This window comes from Pseudomonas sp. NPDC099000 (genome assembly GCF_044759925.1).
In the GTDB taxonomy this organism is placed as follows: Bacteria; Pseudomonadota; Gammaproteobacteria; order Pseudomonadales; family Pseudomonadaceae; genus Aquipseudomonas.
In genome coordinates this window covers 67,548-91,773 of record NZ_JBIWAF010000022.1, presented here as the reverse complement: position 1 = coordinate 91,773, position 24,226 = coordinate 67,548, and the positions used below count along the sequence as shown (strand labels likewise).

The 24,226-nt window shown below is 60.4% G+C and carries 24 protein-coding genes and 1 pseudogene; 17 read left to right on the top strand and 8 right to left on the bottom strand.

Annotated features, from left to right (window positions below):
* Positions 1–13: 13 nt before the first annotated feature.
* Positions 14–214, bottom strand: a complete 201-nt coding sequence (locus ACIQV9_RS22090) for a hypothetical protein (protein ID WP_403105893.1) — start codon at positions 212–214, stop codon at positions 14–16.
* Positions 215–705: 491 nt separating this feature from the next.
* On the opposite strand from ACIQV9_RS22090, the gene ACIQV9_RS22085 reads away from it, so the two are divergent.
* Positions 706–1,215, top strand: a complete 510-nt coding sequence (locus tag ACIQV9_RS22085) for a hypothetical protein (protein ID WP_403105890.1) — start codon at positions 706–708, stop codon at positions 1,213–1,215.
* Positions 1,216–1,395: 180 nt separating this feature from the next.
* Here the strand turns inward: ACIQV9_RS22085 and ACIQV9_RS22080 are convergent, their stop codons facing one another.
* Complete coding sequence (locus tag ACIQV9_RS22080) at positions 1,396–1,968, bottom strand: helix-turn-helix domain-containing protein (protein ID WP_403105913.1); 573 nt, start codon at positions 1,966–1,968, stop codon at positions 1,396–1,398.
* 71 nt (positions 1,969–2,039) lie between these two features.
* Positions 2,040–2,201, bottom strand: coding sequence for a hypothetical protein (locus ACIQV9_RS22075; RefSeq protein WP_165557435.1), 162 nt, complete (start codon positions 2,199–2,201; stop codon positions 2,040–2,042).
* Positions 2,202–2,477: 276 nt separating this feature from the next.
* On the opposite strand from ACIQV9_RS22075, the gene ACIQV9_RS22070 reads away from it, so the two are divergent.
* Both ACIQV9_RS22070 and ACIQV9_RS22065 read left to right on the top strand, forming a co-directional pair.
* Positions 2,478–2,693 carry a molybdopterin-binding protein gene (locus tag ACIQV9_RS22070; RefSeq protein ID WP_038983759.1) on the top strand — a complete coding sequence of 72 codons (216 nt, stop codon included), beginning with the start codon at positions 2,478–2,480 and terminating at the stop codon, positions 2,691–2,693.
* A gap of 190 nt (positions 2,694–2,883) precedes the next feature.
* Positions 2,884–3,903, top strand: coding sequence for an ABC transporter substrate-binding protein (locus tag ACIQV9_RS22065; protein WP_403105885.1), 1,020 nt, complete (start codon positions 2,884–2,886; stop codon positions 3,901–3,903).
* Positions 3,904–3,908: 5 nt separating this feature from the next.
* On the opposite strand, the gene ACIQV9_RS22060 is transcribed toward ACIQV9_RS22065, so the two are convergent.
* A complete protein-coding gene (locus tag ACIQV9_RS22060; protein WP_403105882.1) occupies positions 3,909–4,769 on the bottom strand; it encodes a LysR substrate-binding domain-containing protein in 861 nt (286 codons plus the stop codon).
* A gap of 253 nt (positions 4,770–5,022) precedes the next feature.
* Here ACIQV9_RS22060 and ACIQV9_RS22055 point away from each other — a divergent pair, with 253 nt between their 5' ends.
* The 11 genes and pseudogenes from ACIQV9_RS22055 to ACIQV9_RS22005 all read left to right on the top strand — a co-directional run bounded on the left by ACIQV9_RS22055 (position 5,023) and on the right by ACIQV9_RS22005 (position 17,271).
* Positions 5,023–5,865, top strand: a complete 843-nt coding sequence (locus tag ACIQV9_RS22055; protein WP_403105879.1) for a transporter substrate-binding domain-containing protein — start codon at positions 5,023–5,025, stop codon at positions 5,863–5,865.
* A gap of 70 nt (positions 5,866–5,935) precedes the next feature.
* Entirely contained in the window at positions 5,936–6,781 is an 846-nt protein-coding gene (locus ACIQV9_RS22050; RefSeq protein ID WP_403105876.1) for a transporter substrate-binding domain-containing protein, read from the top strand.
* Positions 6,778–8,202: an FAD-binding oxidoreductase gene (locus ACIQV9_RS22045; RefSeq protein ID WP_403105873.1), complete on the top strand. Its 1,425-nt coding sequence runs from the start codon at positions 6,778–6,780 to the stop codon at positions 8,200–8,202. Before ACIQV9_RS22050 ends, ACIQV9_RS22045 begins: the two co-directional genes overlap by 4 nt.
* The gene (locus ACIQV9_RS22040) at positions 8,199–9,410 is read left to right on the top strand and encodes an aminotransferase class I/II-fold pyridoxal phosphate-dependent enzyme (RefSeq protein WP_403105870.1); all 1,212 of its coding nucleotides are present in this window, start codon (positions 8,199–8,201) and stop codon (positions 9,408–9,410) included. The genes ACIQV9_RS22045 and ACIQV9_RS22040 overlap by 4 nt, the downstream gene beginning before the upstream one ends.
* Entirely contained in the window at positions 9,407–10,141 is a 735-nt protein-coding gene (locus ACIQV9_RS22035) for an amino acid ABC transporter permease (protein WP_403105867.1), read from the top strand. The genes ACIQV9_RS22040 and ACIQV9_RS22035 overlap by 4 nt, the downstream gene beginning before the upstream one ends.
* Entirely contained in the window at positions 10,131–10,919 is a 789-nt protein-coding gene (locus tag ACIQV9_RS22030) for an amino acid ABC transporter permease (protein ID WP_403105864.1), read from the top strand. Before ACIQV9_RS22035 ends, ACIQV9_RS22030 begins: the two co-directional genes overlap by 11 nt.
* Complete coding sequence (locus ACIQV9_RS22025) at positions 10,906–11,742, top strand: amino acid ABC transporter ATP-binding protein (RefSeq protein WP_403105861.1); 837 nt, start codon at positions 10,906–10,908, stop codon at positions 11,740–11,742. Before ACIQV9_RS22030 ends, ACIQV9_RS22025 begins: the two co-directional genes overlap by 14 nt.
* Positions 11,743–11,759: 17 nt before the next feature.
* On the top strand, positions 11,760–12,356 hold the full coding sequence (locus ACIQV9_RS22020; RefSeq protein ID WP_403105858.1) for a cysteine dioxygenase: 597 nt from the start codon (positions 11,760–11,762) through the stop codon (positions 12,354–12,356).
* A pseudogene (locus ACIQV9_RS22015) lies at positions 12,353–13,011 on the top strand (glutathione S-transferase N-terminal domain-containing protein). Before ACIQV9_RS22020 ends, ACIQV9_RS22015 begins: the two are co-directional and overlap by 4 nt.
* Positions 13,012–13,248: 237 nt before the next feature.
* On the top strand, positions 13,249–15,993 hold the full coding sequence (gene metC / locus ACIQV9_RS22010; protein WP_403105856.1) for a cystathionine beta-lyase: 2,745 nt from the start codon (positions 13,249–13,251) through the stop codon (positions 15,991–15,993).
* A 51-nt stretch (positions 15,994–16,044) separates the two neighbouring features.
* Positions 16,045–17,271 (top strand): RtcB family protein, encoded by a 1,227-nt coding sequence (locus ACIQV9_RS22005; protein WP_403105853.1) that lies wholly within the window; start codon positions 16,045–16,047, stop codon positions 17,269–17,271.
* Between the two features lie 56 nt (positions 17,272–17,327).
* Here ACIQV9_RS22005 and ACIQV9_RS22000 read toward each other — a convergent pair whose 3' ends face one another.
* The 3 genes from ACIQV9_RS22000 to ACIQV9_RS21990 all read right to left on the bottom strand — a co-directional run bounded on the left by ACIQV9_RS22000 (position 17,328) and on the right by ACIQV9_RS21990 (position 19,328).
* The gene (locus ACIQV9_RS22000; RefSeq protein WP_403105851.1) at positions 17,328–17,741 is read right to left on the bottom strand and encodes a VOC family protein; all 414 of its coding nucleotides are present in this window, start codon (positions 17,739–17,741) and stop codon (positions 17,328–17,330) included.
* A gap of 143 nt (positions 17,742–17,884) precedes the next feature.
* Entirely contained in the window at positions 17,885–18,490 is a 606-nt protein-coding gene (locus ACIQV9_RS21995; protein WP_403105849.1) for a TetR/AcrR family transcriptional regulator, read from the bottom strand.
* Complete coding sequence (locus ACIQV9_RS21990) at positions 18,477–19,328, bottom strand: 3-hydroxybutyryl-CoA dehydrogenase (protein ID WP_403105847.1); 852 nt, start codon at positions 19,326–19,328, stop codon at positions 18,477–18,479. Before ACIQV9_RS21990 ends, ACIQV9_RS21995 begins: the two co-directional genes overlap by 14 nt.
* A 165-nt stretch (positions 19,329–19,493) precedes the next feature.
* On the opposite strand from ACIQV9_RS21990, the gene ACIQV9_RS21985 reads away from it, so the two are divergent.
* From ACIQV9_RS21985 to ACIQV9_RS21975, 3 genes are all read left to right on the top strand, one after another.
* Positions 19,494–20,507 carry an AraC family transcriptional regulator gene (locus ACIQV9_RS21985; protein ID WP_403105845.1) on the top strand — a complete coding sequence of 338 codons (1,014 nt, stop codon included), beginning with the start codon at positions 19,494–19,496 and terminating at the stop codon, positions 20,505–20,507.
* A gap of 402 nt (positions 20,508–20,909) precedes the next feature.
* Positions 20,910–21,269, top strand: coding sequence for a DUF6124 family protein (locus ACIQV9_RS21980; protein WP_109633014.1), 360 nt, complete (start codon positions 20,910–20,912; stop codon positions 21,267–21,269).
* Between the two features lie 169 nt (positions 21,270–21,438).
* Positions 21,439–23,253: an ABC transporter ATP-binding protein gene (locus ACIQV9_RS21975; RefSeq protein WP_403105841.1), complete on the top strand. Its 1,815-nt coding sequence runs from the start codon at positions 21,439–21,441 to the stop codon at positions 23,251–23,253.
* Here ACIQV9_RS21975 and ACIQV9_RS21970 read toward each other — a convergent pair.
* Complete coding sequence (locus tag ACIQV9_RS21970) at positions 23,225–24,178, bottom strand: alpha/beta hydrolase (RefSeq protein ID WP_403105838.1); 954 nt, start codon at positions 24,176–24,178, stop codon at positions 23,225–23,227. The genes ACIQV9_RS21975 and ACIQV9_RS21970 overlap by 29 nt on opposite strands.
* Between the last annotated feature and the right edge of the window lie 48 nt (positions 24,179–24,226).

Below are 24,226 nucleotides of genomic sequence, written 5' to 3'. Positions count from 1 at the left end.
GTCAGGGTCAGCGTTAGTAGCCCGCCGCCTGGGCGAGGTGGTTGTCCTGCGCCACGGCGATGAAGTGCAGTGGAACGTTCGGCTGTTCATCACTGGTGCGGATTTCAACGCTACCGACGATTTGAAGGTGTCGCTCACTCAACCCGGTCGACTCTTCTGCCTTTGCCATAGCCATTCTCGCGTGGTTCGCTGCGATTTCATTGAGAGTTGACACGTTACATCTCCGGGGACTGACCAAGCGTTGATTAGAGTGCCGCCGCGTCAGAATTACGTCGTTCTGGGGCTGCCAAGACCGGCTTGTGCAATCGTTAAGCCAGAGAGGGTCGTCAATTGCGCGCTGGGTTTTGATATGCGACGAATGGTTGTCGCGGACAAAAGCTCCATCCGGTTGAGACGTTTCTGGGCTTCTGTTTCCGCGTGAAAGCGCAAAATACACGACGCTTGTTAGAACGATTATTTCCTTCGGTTATTTATATAGGCTTCGCTCGCATATCCATAACCTTGAAAAATACGCTGCGGCGAGGATGGCATCTGTCATCAAAGTCGCCCGTTCGTTGTGACAGACATGAGTGTGCAACTGATCCCGTTAACGTTGTTTCGGCATTCATTCCAGCTGTTTGATCGTCATCTTGTTGTGCGTGGGCCATTGCTTAGAATCCGCTCCATCAGCTTTGTCCACCTATCAATCCTTCAGGGAGCCACACCATGATGAATGCCATGCAGATGCAAATGCCGATGAACGCCAACATGCCGACGATGCCGATGATGGGCATGCCGATGATGATGGCGACCATGAGTTGCGAAATGATGGACGACGGCATGATGTGCAAGATGATGCCGGCCGCTGGCATGGACATGGCGATGTTCAAGAACAGCGCTGAAATGATGCAGATGATGATGAACTGCGGCATGCCGATGATGATGCATTGCGGCAACATGAGCATGATGTGCATGTCTCAGTCGGCCATCGCCATGCCAATGATGAACATGATGATGCCAATGCCGATGATGGGCATGCCGATGCCATCGATGAAGTGCGTGATGGAATGCACCCTGATGGCCGACTGCATGATGTGCAAAATCATGCCGATGGCGGGCATGAACATGGACATGATGAAAAACTGCTGTGCGCGGATGATGAAGATGATGAACGACTGCAGCATGCCGATGATGATGAGCTGCAATGGTATGCCGCTGATGTGCTGCACCTGCTGATCCCGGGCAGCACCAAAAAAGCCCTCGAGGCCCTATGGGCCCGGGGGCTTTTTCATTCCGGCAGACACCGAAGACCCCTGTAGGAGTGAGCCTGCTCGCGATAGCGGTGTCTCAGTCGACATCGTTGTTACCTGACTCACCGCTATCGCGAGCAGGCTCACTCCTACAGGGGGAGCTGGTTCAATCCAGGCGTTCCGGGTAAGTCACCACCAGGTACGCCACCGCTTCGCTGTCGGCGGGGTTGCGGTAGCGGTGGGGCTGGTCGGCATAAAACAGAATCGAATCGCCGGTGGAGAGCAGGTAGCGCTCGTCGTTGACGCTGATTTCCAGCACGCCTTGCGACACCACCAGGTTCTCCTGAACGCCGGGTCCATGACCCTCGCAGACGTCCTCACCCAAAGGGCTCAGGCGCAGTTCGTAAAACTCCGACTGGCGCGCTACGTCGAACGGGAACAGCGCGCGGCTGACAAACGCGCCGCTGGCACTGACCAGGCGTTTGCTCTGGCTGGCCGACAGCACCGCCACCCCTTCGAAGGCCCGATGCTCAAGAAACGCGGCCACCGAAACCTTCAGACCCTTGGCGATTTTGCACAACACCTTGATCGAGGGCACGCTGCGTCCTGATTCGATCTGAGCAAGCATGGCCCGGCTCACACCGCATTGTCGGGCCAGCGCGTCGAGGGACAGATGACGCTTGCTCCGCAGACGTTGCAGGTTCTGCGCGACCCGCTCGCAGATCGGATCTTCCTCCATTTGCTCAAGGTTATTCAGATCCAGCGCAGGTTCGTCCGCGCTTGCCAGAAAGCGCGAGGGTTCGCTCGCGTTCACGCCTGACGTGTCTCGGTCGATTGGCATGCCTGAACCCATTGAAAGGCCTGCAAACCGGCATTGCGTGCGTACATTTCCCACATGGCCCGTGCCCGTTGCTGAGCCTGTTTGCGTTTACGGTAGCTGGCGAAGTCGATGAGGTTGTCAGTCGGATTCATGGGGCACTTCACTGTGGTGATGAATGACGGGATGACCTGAGAGTACGCGGATATTCATATAGCTATAAATACTGATTTTGTATTGGTTAATTCTTTTTAGTTCTTATCGAGGTGGAGAGTTGACCCAAGCCTGTGGACATCTGCATGCGGATTTATATATTCCATATTGATATAAATAGATAATTATATATTCCTTTTGTTGTTGGTTTGGCTGGTGCACCTTGAAGGCCTGCGCATCCATGCGGATGTGTCCGACATCAGACAGGAAGCCTCAACATGACCATCAAAGCGATCAACGTCCGCAACCAGTTCAAAGGCGTCATCAAGGAAATCGTGGAGGGCGAAGTGGTTTCCGAAATCGACGTGCAAACCGCGTCCGGCATTGTCACCTCGGTGATCACGACCCGGTCAGTGCGCGACCTTGAATTGAAAGTGGGCAGCGAGGTGATTGCCTTCGTCAAATCCACCGAGGTGTCGATCGCCAAGCTCTGAAACAGCGGGTTTGAAATTCAAGATCTGCGGCTTCGGCTAATGCCGGTAAGTCACGAGCGACGGAAATCCTGTGGGAGCGTGGCTTGCCCGCGAAGAATGCACCGCGGTTTTTCAGGTATTACGCGTCATCGTTCTTCGCGGGCAAGCCACGCTCCCACAGGTTCTGTGTACCCATCACGTTGAGGTTTTCATGGCAGCTCCCTTCAAGCGCTCCGCATTGACCCTGTTGGCTGCCTCTGTGGCGGCGTTGAGTGCATTACTCAGTCCCGGCGTTCAGGCCGAGGGCAAAATCAGCATTGCCCAGCAATTTGGCATCGGTTACCTGATCCTTGATGTGGTGCGCGATCAGCAACTCATCGAGAAACATGGCAAGGAGCAGGGGCTCGACATCAAGGTCGACTGGAACAGCATCTCCGGTGCCACGGCGATGAACGAGGCGCTGCTGGCCGGTGCGCTGGATGTGGTGTCGGCCGGCGTGCCGCCGATGCTGACAATCTGGGACCGGACCAAGGGCCGGCAAAACGTCAAGGCCATCGCATCGCTCGGGTCGATGCCCAATTACCTGCTGACCAATAATCCGAACGTGAAGAGCCTCAAGGACTTCACTGAAAAGGATCGCATCGCGGTGCCAGCGGCGGGGGTAGGTTTCCAGTCGCGCACGTTGCAGATCGAGACGGCCAAGCAGTTCGGCGCTGAACACTACAAAAAGTTTGACGACATCTCGATCAGCCTCGCTCACCCGGATGCGACGTCGGCGCTGATTGCCGGCGGCTCAGAAATCAATTCACATTTTTCCAGCCCGCCGTTCCAGTACCAGGAACTGCAAAGCCCCAACGTTCACAAAGTGTTGAGTTCCTACGACGTACTGGGTGGCCAGGCCACGTTCAACGTGCTGTACACCACCGAAAAATTCCACGACGAAAACCCGAAAACCTACAAGGCGTTCTACGCGGCGCTGGCCGAGGCCGAGCAAATCATCAAGGCCGACAAGCCGGCCGCCGCCCAGACCTATATCCGCGTGGAGCAATCGAAACTGGCCTTGCCACTGGTTGAGAAAATCGTCGCCGACCCCGAAATCGATTTCACAGTCGTACCACAACGCACCTTTATCTACGCCGAGAAACTCCAGGAGCTGGGCGTGCTGAAAAACAAGGCCGCCAGCTGGAAGGATTACTTCTTTGAGGAAGCCCATGGCAGTGCGGGCAGCTGAGTGGGTCAGAGCCCGCGGCTGCTTCTGATCAGCTCATAGGCCCGACGCACCAGCGGGTTCACGGTGTTGGGGCGAATCCACAAGTGATAGGTCACGTCCGGCAACCGTGGCAATCCCTCCGTTTCACCCAGCACGCGCATGTCCGGCCCGAGCATTTCCATGCTGCGGGGCGTGACGCCGAGCCCCGCACGCGTCGCGGCCTTGATCCCGATCAGGTTCGAGGCCAGGTAAGCCTGTCGCCAGGGAATGTTCGCGCGCTCCAGGGCTTCCAGCGCGTAGCGCCGATAGATGCTCGGCTCCTCCACCAGAATCAGCGGCAAGGGTTCGCCGGGGTTATGAATGTACTGCGCCGCGCAGATCCACCACACCGGTGAGGTGCGCAAGGCAAAGCCTTCGAGGCTGGGGTCTTCACGGGTGGAGATCACCATGTCGATCTTGCCCCGGTGCAAGTCTTCCATCAAAAACGGACTGCGCCCGACATCGATCTCCAGGCGCAAGCGGGGTGCCGAGCGGGCGATGTGGCTGAGGATCGGCGGCAGGATGGTGTCGGCGATGTCATGGGGTGAGCCGATGCGCAACACGCCGCTCAAGCTGCTTTCGCGCAGAGAGTTCAGGGCCTCATCGTTGAGCGAGAGCATTTGCCGTGCATGTCGCAGCAACTGCAAACCGGCTTCGGTGAGTTGTTTTTGCCGCCCGCGCTTCTCGAACAGGCTCACACCGACGAGCTGTTCCAGGCGTTGCATGTGTTGGGTGACCGACGATTGCGTGCGGGCCAGTTGCGCGCCGGCTTCGGCAAAACTGTGGTGATCCACTACGGCGACGAAGGTGCGCAGCAATTCGAGATCGAGGGTTGGCAGGGTCGGCATGGCTATTACCAGGGCGGTTTTTATATCAAGAGTGTAAACATAAATATTAGAAATCGTTATGTATATTTGATGATTGTTTCAGTAGTAAACGATTTATCCTCAATAAACACTGGAATATAAGCTGTCTTTGTATTTTGGGTTACGTTGCTAGTTATAACGATATTAGATATTTGTATTTTCGTTACGCCCACGCTGTACCTAGGATGCCCTCACACCCGGTCGGGGTACTCCGATCAACCATTAGGGGAAGTCCATGTTGCTCAAGCACACGCCAGTTAAACAACTATTGCCCGTGATGCTGGGCGCCCTGATCTCGTTGGCGGCCAGTGCCGGCGCCCATGCCGATGCGACGCTGGACAAGATCGAGCAGCGTCATGTGTTAGTGGTCGGCGTGCTGTTGTCTGGCGGCCCCTTTGGTGGAATTGATCCTGCCACCCAAAAGCCGCGCGGCTTGAACGTTGACCTCGCTCAGGAGCTGGGACGGCAACTGGGCGCCGAGGTGCAGCTGGTGCCGGTACTGCCCGCCAATCGCGTGCAGTTTCTGCAACAGGGCAAAGTCGATTTGCTGATTGCCAACATGGAATGGACCGCTGAACGCGGCGAGATTCTCGGTTTTGTACCCACGCCGTTCTATCGCGTCGGCGGCACCGCAGCGGTGCTCAAGGACAGCAAGATCACCCGATGGGAAGACCTGAAAAACCAACCGGTCTGCACCTCCCAGGGCAGCAGTTACGCCAAGCCGCTCACCGAATTGGGTGTAGAGATCAAGGCTTTCAAGAGCTCTTCGGAATCCCTGTTGGCCCTGCGCGGCAACAACTGCGTCGCGGCGGTGCATGACGCCACACTGATCAATCCGTTGCTCGCCGACACCGCCGAATGGCAGGGCTATCGTGCGCTCACCCCGGAACTCAATCCCGCACCGTCGGTGATCTGGACCCGTCGCGGCGAAAGCGATACCCAGGCGAAGCTCGATCCCATCGTCATGGAACTGCACCGCAGCGGCTGGCTGATCGAAGCCCAGACCCGCAACCGCATCACCCCCGCGTCGCCCGCTCTGGTCGAGCTGCAAAAGCAGTTTCAGGCCAGCGGCGCCTGATTCCGTTTCTCCCTCTTTTCCTTTTCAACAGGCCGTCGTCTTGCGCGACGGTCGTGCAAGGTAACCGTGCATGAACCGTCACTTCAAAGCCATGACCACGCTGTGCCTTGCAGGCGCTGTCGCATTAGGCGCCAGTCTCGCCCAGGCCGATGCCACGCTGGACAAGATCGAGCAACGCCATGCCATCAGCATCGGGGTGATTCTCAGCGGTCCGCCGTTCGGCACTATCGACCCGAAGACCGGCGAGCACCTGGGCTACAACGTCGAACTGGCCAAGGGCGTGGCCAAGGCGTTGGGCGTCGAGGCCAAGACCGTTTCGGTACTGGCACCCAACCGTGTGCAGTTTCTGCAGCAGGGCAAGGTCGACATCCTGATCGCCAACATGCAGTTCACCGAAGAACGCGCCGAAATTCTCGATCACGTGCCCACGCCTTATGAGGAAGTGGGCGGTGCCGCGTTGATTCGCAAAGGCGCGGGCATCACGCAATGGGCCGACCTCAAGGGCAAACCGGTGTGCGTGTCCCAGGGCAGCAACTTCATCAAGCCGTTGCAGGAAACCTACGGCGCCCAGATCAAGGCGTTCCGCAGCCAGTCCGAATCGCTGTTGTCGCTGCGCGGCAATGGGTGTGTGGCGGCGGTGCATGTCAGCCCGACCATGCATGCGTTGTTGAGCGATGCCGAGTGGGCCGGGTATGACATTCCGTTGCCGGGGGATCTGATCCCGTCCAACTCGGTGATCTGGCTGCGCAAAGGCGAGCACGATACCCAGGCGAAACTGGATGCCATCGTGCGCGACTGGCACCGCAGTGGCTGGCTGATCGACCTCGGCGAGCGCACCGGCATGGCACCGTCCCAGGCCTTGCGTGACCTGCACGAGCAGTACCGCAATGCCGCACCGCTGGCATCACAACCATGAGTCGACCGTTGTTCGAGGAGTTGCAGCAACTGCTCGGCGCCAGCCATGTGCAGAGCAGCGAGGAAGCCGCGCCGTACCTGACCGACAAACAAGGTCGCTACGTCGGGCAAGTCCTTGCTGCCGTGCACCCGGCGAACACCGGGGAAGTCGCGGCGGTGGTCCGTGCCTGCGTGGCCGGTGATACGCCCGTGGTGGTGCAGGGTGGCAACACCGGTTTGATGGGCGGCGCCACGCCGGACGGCAGCGGTCGAGCCGTCTTGCTGTTGCTTGATCGCCTGAATCGGGTGCGTGCGGTGGACACCGACAACGACACCCTGACCGTTGAGGCCGGCTGCATTCTGCAAACCGTGCAGAACGTCGCCCGTGAAGCCGGTCGTCTGTTTCCCTTGAGCCTTGGCGCCGAAGGTAGTTGCACCATCGGTGGCAATCTCGGCACCAATGCCGGTGGCACCGCCGTGTTGCGTTATGGCAATACCCGCGAGCTGACGCTGGGGCTGGAAGTGGTGACCGCCGAGGGCGAAATCTGGAACGGGCTGCGCGGTTTGCGCAAGGACAACACCGGTTACGATCTGCGCGATCTTTTTATCGGCAGCGAAGGCACCCTCGGGATTATCACCGCCGCAACCCTGAAACTGTTCCCGCTGCCCAAGGCGCAGGCCACGGCGCTGCTGGCGTTCGACTCGCTGGCCCAGGCGGTGGAATTTCTCTCCCATGCCCGCGCCGGTTTCGGTGCCAGCCTCACCGCGTTCGAACTGCTCAGTGCCGATTGCCTGGCGCTGTTGCGTGAGCAATTTCCCGAGGGGCCGCAACCGTTTCTCGGGGGCAGCCAACCCTGGTTTGCGCTGCTGGAACTCTCGGACAATCACAGCGAACGCCATGCTCGCGAAGCTTTTGAAGAAGTGCTGGGCACGGCGTTTGAACACAGCTTGCTGGCCAATGCGCTGATCGCCGAAAGCCTCGCGCAGAGCGAAGCTTTGTGGTTGTTGCGCGAAAACATGAGCGAGGCGCAGAAGCGCGCCGGACGCAACATGAAGCACGACATCTCGGTGCCGATTTCCCAGGTCGTGGCATTTGTCGCCCACACCGATGCGCTGTTGCAGACACATTTCCCCGGCGTGCGCCATTTCACCTTCGGCCATTTGGGCGACGGCAACCTGCACTACAACGTCGCTCATCCGCTGGATTCGACGGTCGATGCGCACATGGCCAACTACGCCGCGCTCAGCCTGCTGGTGCACGACAGCGCCCACGCCCACGGCGGTTCCATCAGCGCCGAACATGGCATTGGCCAGCGCAAACTGGGCATGTTGGAACGCTATAAAAGTCCGGTGGAACTCGACCTGATGCGCCGGATCAAGCAGGCGCTGGACCCGAAAAACCTGCTCAATCCGGGCAAGGTCGTGGAGGTGATTTCGTCATGACGGTCAGCCTTTCAAAACGCGTGCAACGCGTCTCGCTGTCGGCCAATGCCGCCGCCAAATCCCGGGCCACCGAGTTGCGTGAGGCCGGTCACGACATTCTCGACCTGACCACCGGCGAGCCGGATTTCGACACCCCCGAACACATCAAGCAAGCCGCCTATGCCGCCATCGCTGCGGGTGCGACCAAGTACACCCCGACGCCCGGCGTGAAAGCCTTGCGGCTTGCGGTGCAACGCAAGCTCCAGCAGGAGAACCGACTGGACTACCCGCTGGCCTCCATCGTGATTGCCAACGGTGCCAAACAGATCATCTTCAATGCCTTCGCCGCCACCCTCGACGACGGCGATGAAGTGCTGGTGCCGACCCCTTACTGGCCGTCATTCCCGGACAGTGTGCGGTTCAACGGCGGCGAACCGGTGTTCATCGAATGCGGGCTGGCGCAGGGCTGCAAGCTCACGGCAGAACAACTGGAGCATCACATTGGCGAACGCACGCGCTGGCTGATTCTCAACGGCCCCGGCAACCCCAGCGGCGCGGTGTACAGCGCGGCCGAGTTGCAAGCGATCGCCGAGGTCCTGCGCCGGCATCCACAGGTGCTGATCCTGCTGGATGAGCTCTATGAACATATCCGCTTTGACGGTCAGCCGGCGCAGAGCCTGCTCAATGTTGCGCCGGACCTGCAACCGCGTTGCCTGCTGGTGGGCGGCGTATCGAAGACCTACGCCATGACTGGCTGGCGCATCGGTTTCGGCGCCGGGCCGCAGGTGCTGACCATCGCCATGGCGGTTGTGCAGTCGCAAGCCACTTCGGGGGCGTCCTCGGTGGGACAAGCCGCTGCGTTGGCCGCGTTCGAAGGCGGACTGGATTTCTTGCCGGAGCAGGTGGCGGCTTATCAGCTGCGTCGGGATCTATTGGTCAGCGCCTTACATGATGTCGACGGTCTTGAAGTGCTTGAGCCCCAGGGCGGCTTCTTCGTGTTTGTCCGCTGCGCCGGTTTGCTGGGGCGTTATCGTCCGGACGGTTCATGCCTGAACAGCGACGCCGATGTCGTGGCGTATTTGCTGGAGGAGGGCGTGGCCGGCGTGGCGGGCAGTGCTTATGGTTTGTCGCCGTGGTTTCGCCTGTCCATCGCCACCGCAACCGACAGCGTGGTCGAAGCCGGACGACGCATCACCCGGGCCTGCACGCAGTTGCGAGGCGAAGCATGAGTCACTGGCTGGAGGTGTTCGTCCACTGGGCCGCCGGTTTCGGCCTGAACTACGGCTTTCTGCTGGACGCCTATCAGCGCGCAACCCTGGAGCAGGGCGCGCTGACCACGGTGTTGTTGTGCCTGTTTACCATCGTCGGCAGCCTGCTGGCCGGGGTCGGACTGGCGGCGATGCTCACGTCGGGCAAACCGTGGCTGGCGAAACCGGCACGAGTGTTTGTCGAGGTCACCCGCAACACACCGACGCTGGTGCAGCTGTATTGCGCGTTCCTCGTATTGAACATGCTGTTGACCCAAGCCGTTGGCGCGGCCAACCCGCTGACACCTTTTGCCTGGGTGGTGATTGTGATCTCGTTGCACAAGGGCGCATTCCATGCCGAGGCCTTGCGCGCCGGCATCGAAGCCGTGCCGACGGTGACGCTGGAGGCGGCCAGTTCGCTGGCGTTCAGCAACCGTCAGTTGTTGTGGAGTGTGCAACTGCCGTTGGCCTTTCGTTTCGCCTTGCCGTCGTTGATCAACAACCTCATCGATCTGGTGAAGATGACCGCCGTGGCCTCGGCCATTGCCGTCGGCGACATCACCTACGCGGCGATCATGATCTGGACCCAGAGCGATAACGTGCTGGAGCTGATGATCCTGATCCTGAGCTTTTTCGGCCTCCTGAGTTTTATCGTCAATTGCGTGGGGCGCTACCTTGAAGCGCGCCTGAGGATGCCCGGTTATGGCCATTGAATCGTCCGTCAGTGCACCGCTGGCCTGGCCTCGGCGGCATGTCGGCAAGCTGTTGCTGTTAATTGGCGTCATGCTGTGGCTGGCGTATTTCGCCCCGCAAAGCCCGGTGTTGAAAGCGCTGTGGCAGTGGTCGCCGGCCCTGGCTGTTGGTTTTGGCCAGAACATCCTGATCAGTCTTGTGGCCATCGGCCTGGGCTCGGTATTGGGATTGTTAGTGGGCGCACTGGCATTGTCGCCACTGCGGCTGCTGCGTTTGCCGGCGCGGATCTGGGTGCAGATGTTCCGCAATGCGCCGTGGCTGGTGCTGATCTATTTCACCACCTACGTGTTCCCGTTCGAGATCCACATCGGCAGTGCCTACGTCTCGTTCCCGGACTGGGTCAAGGTGACGATCGGCCTGGCCTTGCCGGCGAGCGCCAACGTCGCGGAAATCTTCCGTGGTGCCATCGGCTCGATCCCCAGTACCCAGTGGGAAGCTGCCCGTTCGCTGGCGTTCACCCGTGGGCAGATTTTCCGCTCGATCATCCTGCCGCAGTGTTTCAAGCGCATGTTGCCGCCGTGGATGAACCTCTACGCGGTGATCACCATGGGCACGGCGCTGGCTTCTTTGGTGGGCGTGCATGACGTGATCGACACCGCACAAATCGCCAGCAACACGGTGAACATGACCGGTTTCACCGTGGTGATTTACCTGAGCCTGCTGGTGCTGTTCTTCGCTTATTGCTACCCGATTTCCCGACTCACCCAACGCCTGGAGCGACGTTATGCCTTCTACTGAAACCGTCGCCGAGCCCTTGGTCAGCCTGCGCGATCTGCACCTCTCGTTCGGCAGCAACCCGGTGCTGAAGGGCATCGACCTCGACGTGCATCGCGGCCAGGCCGTCTCGATCATCGGTCCGTCCGGCTCCGGCAAATCGACCATTCTGCGCTGCATCACCGGCCTGTTGCAGCCTCAGCGCGGCACCATTCGCGTCGGCACTACCGAGGTTCACACCCTGGCCCAGGAAGCCCAGCGCATCGAGTTGCGCAAGCGCGTGGGGTTTGTGTTCCAGCAGTACAACCTGTTCCCGCATCTGTCGGTATTGGAGAACCTGGTGATTGCGCCGCGCAAGGTCTTGGGGCGCAGCCGCATCGACGCCGAAAAAGACGCGCGTGCCTTGTTGGCCAAAGTGCGCATGGAGCACAAGGCCGACGCCTATCCGGGACAACTGTCCGGCGGCCAGCAGCAGCGCGTGGCGATTGCCCGGGCGTTGGCGATGCGCCCGGAGCTGATCCTGTTCGATGAGGTGACCTCGGCCCTCGACCCGGAAACCGTTGGCGAAGTGCTGACGGTGATTCGCGAGTTGACCGAAGAGGGCATGACCTGCGTGCTGGTGACCCACGAGATGCGGTTCGCCGAGGAAATCAGCGACATCGTCTACTTCACCGAAAACGGCGTGATCGTCGAGCACGGCAGCGCCGCACAGATTTTCCAGCACCCGAACAGTGAGCGCACCCAGGAATTCCTGCGCCACGCATTGGGTGATCCGGGCCGTCGTCCTGCGATTGCCAACGATCCCTGGCTGTTGACCAACCTGGGACGCTACAGCCTGTCCGTCTAATACCGAGGAGCCTGTCCATGAGTACCGATAACCGTGCCGCCGTCATCGAGGATTTCCTGAAGAAAATCCGTGTCATCAATCAACGGGGCGTCGACCGCGCCGCGCTGGAAGACATCGTTGCCCTGCTCGAAGCCTTGGCCGAGCGCCGTGATCTGTTCAATTTCGACGAGTTTCCCGCACCGGTGTCGGGGCAGGGCAGCACGGCGTTTCGCTACCGTCTGAATGATGACGGCGACACGCCGACGCTGTACCTGAACTCGTTGTTGCCGGGCAAAAGCACCATCCCCCATAACCACGAAACCTGGGCAATCATCAGCGCGGTCGAAGGCCAGGAAATCAACTACGTCTACGCGCGTGACGACGAAGGCCGCGAGCCTGGTTTCACCACCTTGAACCTGGAAAAGGAAGTGATCGTGCAACCCGGCACGTCGATCTCGTTTCTCGGTGAAGACCTGCACGGCATCCGTGTCGAAGGCGAGCAAGCGACCCTGCATTTCCACCTCTATGGTCTGCCGCTGGAGTCACTCAACGGCCGTTACGGCGTGGAAGCCGACGGGCGCATTCTCAATTACAACACCTCGCAAATGGCGCCGTCGATCAAGGCCTACGCATGATCGACCTGTATTACTGGCCCACCGGCAACGGACTGAAAATCGGCATCCTGCTTGAAGAGCTTGGGCAGGAATACCGCGTGCTGCCGGTCAACATTCGTGAGGGCGAGCAGAAGCAGGCGGCGTTCCAGCGCATCAGCGCCAATGGACGGATTCCGGCGATTGTCGACCATGCACCCGAGGGCTTGAACGAGCCGCTGAGCCTGTTCGAATCCGGCGCCATTCTCAATTACCTGGCCGACAAGGCAGGGCGTTTTCTGCCACCGGCCGGAAGTGTCGAACGACAAAAAGTCCAGGAGTGGCTGTTCTGGCAAGTGGGGCATATCACCCCGTACCGAGCCAGTTGCAGCTGTTCAAGGAGAAGGCGCCGGAACCGATTCCGTTCGCCCTGGACTTGCTCAATGCCGAGGCGACACGCCTGTATCGAGTGTTGGAAACGCGCTTGTCTGAAGTGCCGTATGTGGCGGGCGAATATTCCATCGCCGACATGGCGATCTTCCCGTGGATCCAGCCGCTGCGTCAGGGGCAAAACCTGGCGGACTACCCGCAGATCCATGCCTGGCGTGAACGCCTCAAGGCACGACCGGCGATTCAGCGTGCGTATGCGAAAGGTCGGGAAGTCGCGGCCAACGAGCGCTCGCTGACTGCTTTAACGTAAATCTTTAGCCTGGTGAACATCCTGCGGTGAACACAAACCTGTGGCGAGGGGGCTTGCCCCCCTTCGGCTGCGCAGCAGTCGTAAAACCGGACGACTCGATTTGTTTGGATAAACGCTGGGGGCCGCTTCGCGACCCAACGGGGGTAAACCCCCTCACCACAGGGCTGAGTTCGCCGCGACATGAGTTGCTGGTTCACCCAATCATTCGTTTTTTTTATCTTTCAAAGCGGGACTTCCATGAGCCAGACCGTAACCCCAGGGCAACTGCAGCAATGGCTGTTCGACGGGCAGGAAATTGCCCTGTTTGACGTGCGAGAGCACGGCCAGTACGGCGAAGCCCATCTGTTTTTCGGGGTGAACCTGCCCTACAGCCGACTGGAGCTGGAGGTCCGGCGTCTGGCGCCCAATCCCCAGGTGCGGCTGGTGATCTATGACCAGAATGGCGGGGACGTCGCCGCCCGATCTGCGCAGCATCTACACGCCTTGGGCTATGGCCGCGTGCATGTGCTTCAGGGCGGCGCCGATGGCTGGCAGGCCGCCGGTTTTCAGCTGTTTGCCGGCGTGCATGTCCCGTCAAAAGCCTTTGGCGAATTGGTGGAGGAAGCCAGCCATACGCCGCATGTCACCGCGCAGCAGTTGGCTGAATGGCAAACCCGTGGAGAGCCATTGGTGGTGCTCGACGGTCGGCCGTTCGATGAATACCGCAAGATGACCATTCCCGGTTCGGTCTGCTGCCCGAACGGCGAGCTGGGGTATCGCATCCACGATCTGGTGCCGGACGACACCACGCCGATTGTGGTCAATTGCGCCGGCCGCACCCGCAGCATCATCGGCGCCCAGACGCTGATCAATCTGGGGTTGAAAAACCCGGTCTATGCGCTGGAGAACGGCACCCAAGGCTGGTATCTGGAAGATTTTCAGCTGGAACACGGCAGCACCCGACGTTATGCCGATGAGGTGTCGACTGGCACGTTGCCGGGGCAGCGCCTGGCGGCTGCGCAACTGGCGCAACGGGCCGGTGTGAAGACCGTCGAGGCGGCGCAGGTCGAGCAATGGGTGAGTGAGCGTGATCGCAGCCTGTTTTTGTGCGATGTGCGCACCGCCGAGGAGTTTGCTGCGGGGAGTCTGCCCGGGGCGCAACACACGCCGGGTGGGCAGTTGATCCAGTCCACCGACCTGTATGTCGGCGTGCGCCGGGCGCGGTTGGTGCTGATCGACAGCGATGGCGTGCGCGCGCCGATTGTCGCCAGTTGGCTACGGCAGTTGGGGCATGAGGCGTATGAGCTGAAGGATGGCGTGAACAGTGGTCTGGCGTTGCCCGCTGTCGAGGTTGACGTAGCGCAGGCGTTACCCTCGATCACGGCGCTGGCGTTGGCCGATGCACTGAAGGATGAAGCCGTTGCGCTGATCGATTTGCGCCCGAGCATGACCTACCGCAAGGGCCATATCGCCGGGTCGCGCTGGTCGATTCGCTCGTTGCTGGCGACGGAAGTGGCCGGTGAGCAGCGACCGCTGGTGTTGCTGGCAGATGATCCGTTGTTGGCTGTTTTCGCGGCACGTGATCTGCCGGAAAATCAGCAAGTCCGACTGCTGGATGGCGGACTCGATGCATGGCGTGCCGCAGGTTTCGCCGTGCAGGAAAATCCCGCCACACCTTCCGATGAACAGTGCATCGATTTCCTGTTCTTTACCCATGATCGACACGCCGGTAACAAGGACGCGGCGCGCCAGTATCTGGCTTGGGAAATCGGTTTGCTGGCGCAGATGAGCAAGGACGAAATTGCCACTCTCAAACCGCTGCCAGCCCCAACATCTAAAGACGCACGGATACGCACGCGCCTGATCCATTCGGCACGCACCGAACCGGGTAACGGCGGTCGGTCGGTCAACGTGCCGGTCACCCGTTTAAGTACGGTGCTGTTCGACAACCTGGCGCAAATGCGCGACGCCCGTGCGCGCCGTGACAGCGAGCGCGTGCTGAGCTACGGCGCCCGGGGCAACCCGACGGCGTTCGCCCTAGAAGACCTGGTCACCGAACTGGAGGGCGGTTATCGCACGCGCTTGTTCGGTACCGGACTCGCGGCGGTCGCCCAGACCTTTCTGGCTTACCTGCGCCCCGGCGACCATGTGCTGATCACCGATGCGGTGTACGCCCCGGTTCGGCGTCTGGCCCGGGAGTTTCTGCAGCCGTTCGGCATTCAGATCAGCTACTTCTCCCCTGATGGCAGCAACCTGAAAGCGCAACTGCAGGCCAACACCAAAATGGTCTACACCGAAGTCCCGGGGTCCTTGCTGTACGAGCTCTGCGACTTGCCGGCCATCGCCGCCCTGTGCAAGCCACGCGGCATCCTCCTGGCCGTCGACAACACCTGGGGCTCGGGTTACCTCTACCGACCGCTGACCCTCGGCGCGGACATCTCGATCATGGCGTTGACCAAGTACCTGTGCGGCCATAGCGATGTGGTCATGGGCAGCGTCTGCACCCGCGAAGATGCCTGGCAGCCATTGGCGGCCATGAGCGACACCTTTGGCATTACCGTCAGCCCCGACGATGCCTACTTGGTGCTGCGCGGTGCACGGACACTGGCGCCACGCCTCGATGTGCACGAGCGCCAGGCTCTGGAAATCGCTCATTGGCTGCAAGCGCAACCGCAGGTGAAACGGGTATTCCATCCGGCCTTGCCCGATCATCCGGGGCACGCGCTGTGGCAGCGGGACTTCAAGGGCAGCAATGGCTTGCTGTCGTTCGAACTGATTGACGCGGACGTCACCCCTGTCGAGCGCTTCATCGATGCGTTGCAGGTGTTCGGGTTGGGTGCGTCCTGGGGCGGTTACGAAAGCCTGATCACTGTCGCCGATATCAAGGACCGCAACAGTGCGACCGAGCGCTCATTGAACCCGGTGCTGCGCGTGCATATCGGCCTTGAGGATGTCGAGGCGCTGATAGAGGATCTGCAGCGCGGGTTCGCTGCGATACTATGAGGACTTAAAGGGGCCGCTCAGGCCCCGCCGGCCCATAGAAAGTACCGAATCATGCAAGCCCCGACCTACCAACTGCTGGAAGTCGCCAACGGCAAACCGATCAAGCTCTGGACCGAAGGCGTCCCGGTAGAAAGCGAAGCCAGGCAGCAATTGATCAACACCGCGAAGATGCCGTTCATCTTCAAACACCTGGCGGTGATGCCCGACGTGCACCTGGGCAAGGGCTCGACCATCGGCAGTGTGATTCCGACCGTGGGCGCGATCATTCCGGCCGCCGTCGGCGTGGACATTGGCTGCGGCATGATCGCCGCGCGCACGTCGCTGACCGCCGCGGATTTGCCGGACAATCTGCATGGATTGCGCTGCGCAATCGAAAAAGCGGTGCCCCATGGCCGCACCGTTGGTCGTGGCATGCGAGACAAAGGTGCCTGGGACAGCGTCCCCAAGCAGGCCGACCAGGCCTGGGCTGCGCTGAACCCACGGTTCAAGGCGATCACCGACAAGTACCCGAAACTCGCCAACACCAACAACCGCGGGCACTTGGGCACGCTGGGCAGCGGTAACCACTTCATCGAGGTGTGCCTGGATGAAACCAACCGGGTCTGGTTCATGCTGCACAGCGGTTCACGCGGGGTCGGCAACGCCATTGGCAACCTGTTCATTCAACTGGCCCAAGCCGACATGCGCCAGCACATTGCTGATCTGCCGGACCGTGACCTGGCCTACTTCAAGGAAGGCAGCCGGCATTTTGATGATTACGTCGAAGCTGTGAACTGGGCCCAGGACTTCGCCAAACAGAACCGGGCATTGATGATGCACGCGGTGATTCAGGCGGCACGCAAAGTGATCAGCAAGCCGTTCGAAGTCGCCCTGGAAGCGGTGAACTGCCACCACAACTACGTGCAGAAAGAGCGGCACTTCGGCCAGGATATTCTGGTCACCCGCAAGGGCGCGGTGTCGGCACAGAAGGGCGAGTTGGGGATCATTCCGGGATCGATGGGCGCGAAAAGTTTCATCGTCCGCGGTCTCGGCAACGAGCAATCGTTCTGCTCCTGCAGCCACGGCGCCGGTCGCGTCATGAGTCGTACCAAAGCGAAAAGCCTGTACACCGTCGAAGACCAGATCCGCGCCACCGCTCACGTCGAGTGCCGCAAGGATGCATCGGTGATCGATGAAATCCCGATGGCCTACAAAGACATCGACCACGTCATGCACGCCCAGCGCGAGTTGGTGGAAGTGCTCCACACTTTGCGTCAGGTGGTGTGCGTGAAAGGTTAGGCACTACTGCGTCAGCCCAACCTGTTCAGATTGGGCTGTTTCATGACTTGAAATCGTCACTGATCCTTTTCGCAATTCACCATCCACGACACACCAAACCGGTCCACCACCATCCCGAAGCGTGCCGCCCAGAAAGTCTTTTCCAGTGGCATTTGCACGTTGCCGTCTTCTGATAACGCGCCGAAGACGCGCTCGGCTTCGGCAATGCTGTCGACGTTCAGCGACACCGAACAACCGCTCATGTCATCCGTGGGGCGGTCCGGGGTAGTGTCCGAACCCATGATCGCCTGGTCGCCCACGGCCAGTCGGGTATGGATGATCAGGTTGTGCAAGTCTGCGGGGAAGTGCTCGCGCGCCGGGCTTTCGCCGAAGGTCATCATCATTTCGATCTGGCCTTGCAGGGCTTGCTCATAGAAGGTGAAGGCGGCTTTGCAGTCGCCGTTGAAGATGAGGTAGGGATTGATTTTCATGTTTTGCTCCCGGTAACCGTGGGACTGGAGACCCACATTGGCCTTTGAATTGACTCCAAGTAGCAAAGCGTTAGATGCGGGGTTGTGCCGGGTTTGTTTAGACGTTTTTTCTATGGAAGAGGCGAGGCTTATTGCCTGAAAAGTCAGGCCGCCGCACGCGTGGCGGGTGATGGGCGCAACAAGCGTTCGACGGCACCGATCACCAGGTTTTCCAGCAGCTCATCACGCTGCGCTTCATCCAACGGATGTTGCCCGAGCCAGCCGGGTGCGCTGTTGAGCAAGTTGGCGATGGCGTGTCCGGCGGCGATCAAGCCCTGTTCGCCGAGACGGGACGGGGCGCCGAGCATCTTCAGCAACTTGCGTTCGTATTGCTCGCGCAACTGTCGAACCCGCGCTTGCTGCTCGGCGTTCAGGCAGCCGCTGTCGCGCTCCGCCAAGCGAAAATGCCAGGGCATTTCTCGATGCAGATTCAAATGCGCGCGGATCAGGTTGGGCAGTTTGTCGCGTTTCGGCGAGGCCTTTTGATCGATGCGCCCCAGGGTCGACAGCAGTTCTTCGTAGAACTCCTCGATCAGGTCGAGCAGCAAGTGCTGCTTGCTCGGGTAATGGTGATACAACGAGCCCGGGGACAGCCCCAGGCACGTTGCCAGTTCACGCATGCCGACCTGCCCGAACCCCTTGCTGGCGAACAACTCCAGCACGATGTCCCGGTACTCGGCGAAGCGCGAGCAACGCTCAGGCATAGGCATGGAAGCCACGTCCTGTCTTGCGTCCCAGGTAGCCGGCGGCGACCATTTCCTTGAGCAGCGGAGCGGGGCGATATTTGCTGTCGTTGAAACCGTCGTAGAAGGCTTCGAGGATCGCCAGCACGGTGTCCAGACCGATCAGGTCGGCCAATGCCAGCGGGCCGATCGGCTGGTTGCAGCCCAGGCGCATGCCGGCGTCGATGTCGTCGGCGCTGGCCAGGCCTTCCTGGAACACCAGGATCGCTTCGTTGATCATCGGCACCAGAATCCGGTTGACCACGAAGCCCGGGCGGTTGCCGGCGGTGATCGCGGTTTTGCCGAGGGTGGTGGCCATGTCCAGCGCCAGGGCGTGGGTCGCGTCGCTGGTTTGCAGGCCGCGGATCACTTCGATCAGGCCCATCACCGGCACCGGGTTGAAGAAGTGCAGGCCGATGAAACGCTCAGGCTGGCTGACGCTGGCGGCCAGTTGAGTAATCGACAACGACGAGGTATTAGAGGCAATCACACACTCGGCGCTGACCTGCGCGGCGATCTGCTGCAGCACCCGCAATTTGAGGTCGAGGTTTTCGGTGGCGGCTTCGATCACCAGTTGCACGTTGTGCAGGCTGCTGTAATCGGTGCTGGTGCGGATCCTGGCAAGGGCGTCGAGCTTTTGCGCTTCGGTCAGGGTTTCCTTGGCAATCTGTCGATCGAGGTTTTTGCCAACGGTGGCCAGCGCCTTTTGCAAGGCGCTCTCGGAGATGTCGATCAAGGTCACGTTGAAACCGGCCAGGGCGCAGACTTGCGCAATGCCGTTGCCCATGGTGCCCGCGCCGATCACACCGATGTTTTGCAGATTCATGTTCCGTCCTTCCGATCAAACCCTGCGATACCTTGGCCGTCTGAGCGGCCGAAGGCGTACTATTGGCCGCGAGTCTAGAACCGGCCGGGCGGTTGTCCTATGCCGCAACTGTTCAACGGTGCTGGTGTTTTTTGCCATTCGGGCGATGGGGAGAGAAGCGTTCAAATGCGGGAAAAGGACTCGGTGGCGGCCTACTTCGTGCAGGCGATGATCCATGGGCAAGGGCACAATCCACAGCGCTCGCGCGCTGCGCTGGAAGAGGCGGGCATCGACCCTGCGTTGATCGAGCAGCCGACTGCACGAGTGCCGGCGAGCGCGTTTGCCGCGTTGTGGCTGATTCAGATCCGCGAAATGAACGATGAGTTCTTCCGCCTCGACTCCCACGGCATGCCGCCCGGCAGCTTCGCGCTGATCTGCCGCGGCCTGATCCAGGAACCCGACCTGCACAAAGCCATGCGCCAGTGCCTGGCGAACTTCGCGCTGTTCCTGCGCGACTTTCGCGGTACGCTGACCGTGCGCGGCAAACGCGCGATCATCAGCCTGGACACCCACGCGCAAAACGAAGACGCCAGCCGTTTCGGTGAAGAGACGTTTCTGGTGTTGATGATCAGTCTGCTGTGCTGGCTGGGCGGGCGGCGCATCCCCATCGACCGCGCGGACTTTCGCCACGAGCGTGTGTCCCTCAGCGACGACCGACTGCTCTGGGGCCCCAACCTGACCTTCGGCGCCGAGCGCACCGAAATCGAATTCGCCAGCCACTACCTGCGCCTGCCGGTGGTCCAGGACCTGGCTTCACTAAAAGTGTTCCTGCGCACCGCGCCGCAATGGCTGGTGATCCGCTTCCGCAACCAGCATGGCCTCGCGTCGCAAGTCCATCAGCGCCTGCGCAACAGCCATTACAGCCAATGGCCGACCTTGCAAGCGTTCGCCCTGGAACAACACCTGAGCCCCAGCACCTTCCGCCGCAAGTTGGAGCGGGAAGGGTGTTCGTATCAGGAGATCAAGGATGAAGTGCGGCGTGGGGTGGCGTTTGAGCAGTTGCGTGAGAGTCGGGCGAGTATCAGTGATATTGCCGAGCAGCTGGGGTTTCAGGAACCGAGTGCGTTTCATCGGGCGTTCAAGAAGTGGACGGGGGAGAGTCCGGGGCGGTATCGGGCGCGGTTTCAGGATTCTCAGTGAGGGTTTTGAGCGGGCACTTTGTGGGAAGCCCTGCTCGACTGTTTAAAGCTTGTTTAAGCGCCCTCGAGGTTACGTCCTGAAAGCTACAAGACCTTGCGCCGTTGCCTACGGCTGCGCCAGAATCCGCCGGCTTGTGCGCCTTGGGGTCGCTCGGTAACTTGATTCCCGTCACTGCCCTTCAGTGATCGGGTTTCGCAGCCCGGGTAAACTCTAGACGCACAACGTCTACCGCTCGTGAACAGACGATTCATAGTCTGTCATTCATGTCATGGCGGCTGTGCGTGGGAGACCTTCGGGTCTGCCGGGTTCCTAGAGTCCTGGTCTGCGAACCCGCGTACAGTTGCCACCTCTTTGTCGTTTCGCAGCGAATGGTGGCAGCTCCATTTCTCTAGGAGTTTTGCCATGTTCAAAGTCACACCCAATCCACCGGACACCGATCCAGTCTCCCCGTACGAGCCCGATTCAAAGAAACTCAACGAGGCCGCCGAGCGCGCCCTCGACTTTCACTTCCCGTCGAATGCCGACATCAAAGCCACCCCGCGAACACGCAGCACCCTGTTTTCTGTGGACCCCGAGGCCACGGCGGAAACCCTGGCGGTGTATCTGGTTGAGACGCTGGCCTCGGTCGATGTGATGGTGCATCAGTTGGTGGATCATCTGGAGGGGGAGTCTCGATATGCGCTGCTGGGTATTTCCAATAGCATCATGATGGCGGAGATCACGGCGAACCGGGTGTTGGATAAGATTGATTTGCCCAGGTAGTCGGTAACTCGTTGAGCTGTGCAGCGATGACTTTTTTTGGGGCTGCTGCGCAGCCCAACGGGGGCAAGCCCCCTCGCCACAGGGTTTCTTACCTGCCCAATTGTCCAGCTGAAGTACCATGACGACGTTGTCGTGATTAGCGACCCTCATCTGCCGAGTTCATCAATCCATGCCTGCGGCACTTTCCCGTTTCACCTCACTACTCGACCAGGCCCGACGCGCCTTGCTCCTGGTCTGGGGCACTTCTCGGGGTCTGTTCCTCGGCCTGGTCCTCGCCACCCTGATCGCCGGTGTCCTCCCGGCCCTGGCCGCCTGGCTCGGCCAGCGCATCGTCGACGCCGTGGTTTTCGCCATGCAATTGCACGCACAGCAGGGCAGTGCGCCGTTGTGGCCGGTGGTGCGTTATGTGTTGTTTGAAGCGGGTGTGTTGGCGTTGCTGTCCGGGACGCAGCGGGCGTTGTCGGTTCAGCAGTCGTTGTTGCGGGTGCAGTTGGGGCAGAAGGTCAACACGATGATTCTGGAGAAGGCCCAGACGTTGTCGCTGGTGCAGTTCGAGAATTCCGAGTTCTACGACAAGTTGGTGCGGGTGCGGCGTGAAGCGTCGACCCGGCCCTTGGCGCTGGTGATGAAGTCGTTGGGGCTTATCCAGAACCTGATCGTGTTGATCAGCTTCGGCGTGTTGCTGGTGCATTTTTCGCCGTGGGCGCTGGTGTTGCTGGTGGTGGGCGCGTTGCCGGTGTTTTTCGCTGAAGCGCATTTTTCCGGGGATGCGTTCAGGCTGTTCACGCGCCGGGCGCCGGAGAGTCGGCAGCAGAATTACATCGAGACGCTGCTCTCCCATGAGGGCTACATCAAAGAGGTCAAGCTGTTCGGCTTCGCGCCGCTGCTGTTGAAGCGCTATCGCGAGACGTTTGCTCGCCTGTATGCCGAGGATCGGCGGCTGACCTTGCGCCGCGATGGCTGGGGGTTTGTCCTTGGGTTGCTCGGTACTGCCGCGTTTTACCTGGCCTATGCGTGGGTGGTGGTCGATACCGTCCACGGCCAGATCAGCCTCGGGCAGATGACCATGTACCTGGTGCTGTTCAAGCAGGGGCAGACGGCGGTGAGCAGCAGTTTGAGCGCCATCAGCGGCCTTTACGAAGATGGGTTGTACCTGACGAGCCTCTACGAATACCTCGCCGAACCGGTGGTGGCCGATGCGGGGCATCTCACGGTGGGCGCGGTGCCCGGCGATGGTTTGCGATTCGAGAACGTTGGTTTCCGTTATCCGGGGGCGAGTCGTGCCGCTCTTGAAGGCATCGACTTGCACCTCGTGCCGGGGCGCAGCCTGGCGCTGGTCGGGGAAAACGGTTCGGGCAAGACCACGCTGATCAAGCTGCTGACCCGTCTGTATCGCCCCGATCACGGGCGCATCCTGCTCGACGGCAGCGATTTGCAGACGTGGGAAGAAGATGCATTGCGCCGGCGCATCGGCGTGATTTTTCAGGATTACATCCGCTACCAGTTCTCCGTCGGCGAGAACATCGGCGTCGGCGATACGCTGGCGTTCAACGATGAACAACGCTGGAAAGCCGCGGCCACCGAAGGCATGGCCGCGCCGTTCATCGAGGGGCTGGATCGAGGTTACGCCACGCAATTGGGCCGCTGGTTTGCCGGTGGCCAGGAGCTGTCCGGCGGGCAGTGGCAGAAGATCGCCTTGTCCCGTGCTTACATGCGTCGTAACGCCGATATCCTGATTCTGGACGAGCCGACCTCGGCACTCGACCCGGCCGCGGAAGCAGCGGTGTTCGAGCATTTCAGCGAGCACACCGAAGGCCGCATGACGTTGCTGATTTCCCACCGGTTTTCCAGCGTGCGCAATGCCGATCACATCATTGTGCTGGATCAGGGATCGATCCTTGAGCGCGGCGATCACGACAGTCTGGTGGCAGCGGGCGGACGTTATGCGCAGTTGTTCAACCTGCAAGCCCGGGGTTACCGCTAGGTCCGGCCATTTGCGGAGGTTTTGCCTTCATCAGGCCTTCGAGTGCCTGGCGGTATTGGCTACCACCCCGGCTCATGCTGTTGTTGTGCGTACCGCCGGGTATCAACAGCAGACGCTTGGGTTCGCTGGCGGCATTGAACAGCTGCTGGCTGAACCGCGAGGGCATGAGCGGATCGGCCAGGCCATGCACCACCAGGAGCGGCATGTCGATGTCGACGATCTTGTCGATGGAATCGAATTTCTGCGACAGCAGCCAGCGCACCGGCAACCATTTCACCGGCAGGTTGCTGTCGGCCACTTGCGCCACGGCATCGCCCAGTGACGTGAAAGTGGACTCGATCACCAGACCGCGCACCGGTATCGCGCTGTGGTCCTTTTTCGCCTGCGCCGCCAGGTCTGCCGCGAGGTCGATGGCCACCGCGCCGCCCAGGGAATGGCCGTAGATCAGGCGCTTGTTGGCGTCCGGTTGCATCGCCTTGAAGCGCTCCCAGGCAGCGCGGGCGTCCTCGTAAACACTGGCTTCCGACGGCAGATCACCTTTGCTCTGGCCGAAGCCACGATAGTCGATGGCCAGCACCGAATAGCCCATCGCCCGCAATTGCTCGATGCGGAACGCCTGACCGGTCAGATTCCAGCGCACACCGTGCAAATACAGGATCGACGGCGCATCGCGCCGCGCGGCCGGCCACCACCAGGCATGCAGGTTTTGCCCGGCCTTGAAGCTGGCAGGCTTGATATCGAATTCCTGAACGTCCTTCGGCAAACCGCGATACCAGCCCGCGGTGCCCGGCTCGATGCGGAACAACAGTTCGCGCTCTTTGTATTTGAGTACGCCGCAACCCACGGGCAAGCCGACGACCAGCGCGGCCATGCACAGCCATGGCAGCCAGCGTCGGCTTATGCGGCTCATCAGGTTTGAAAACATGCAGGGGGCCTGAGGGTGAAAAGTAAAGTTCGGGTTTTAACAGAAGCG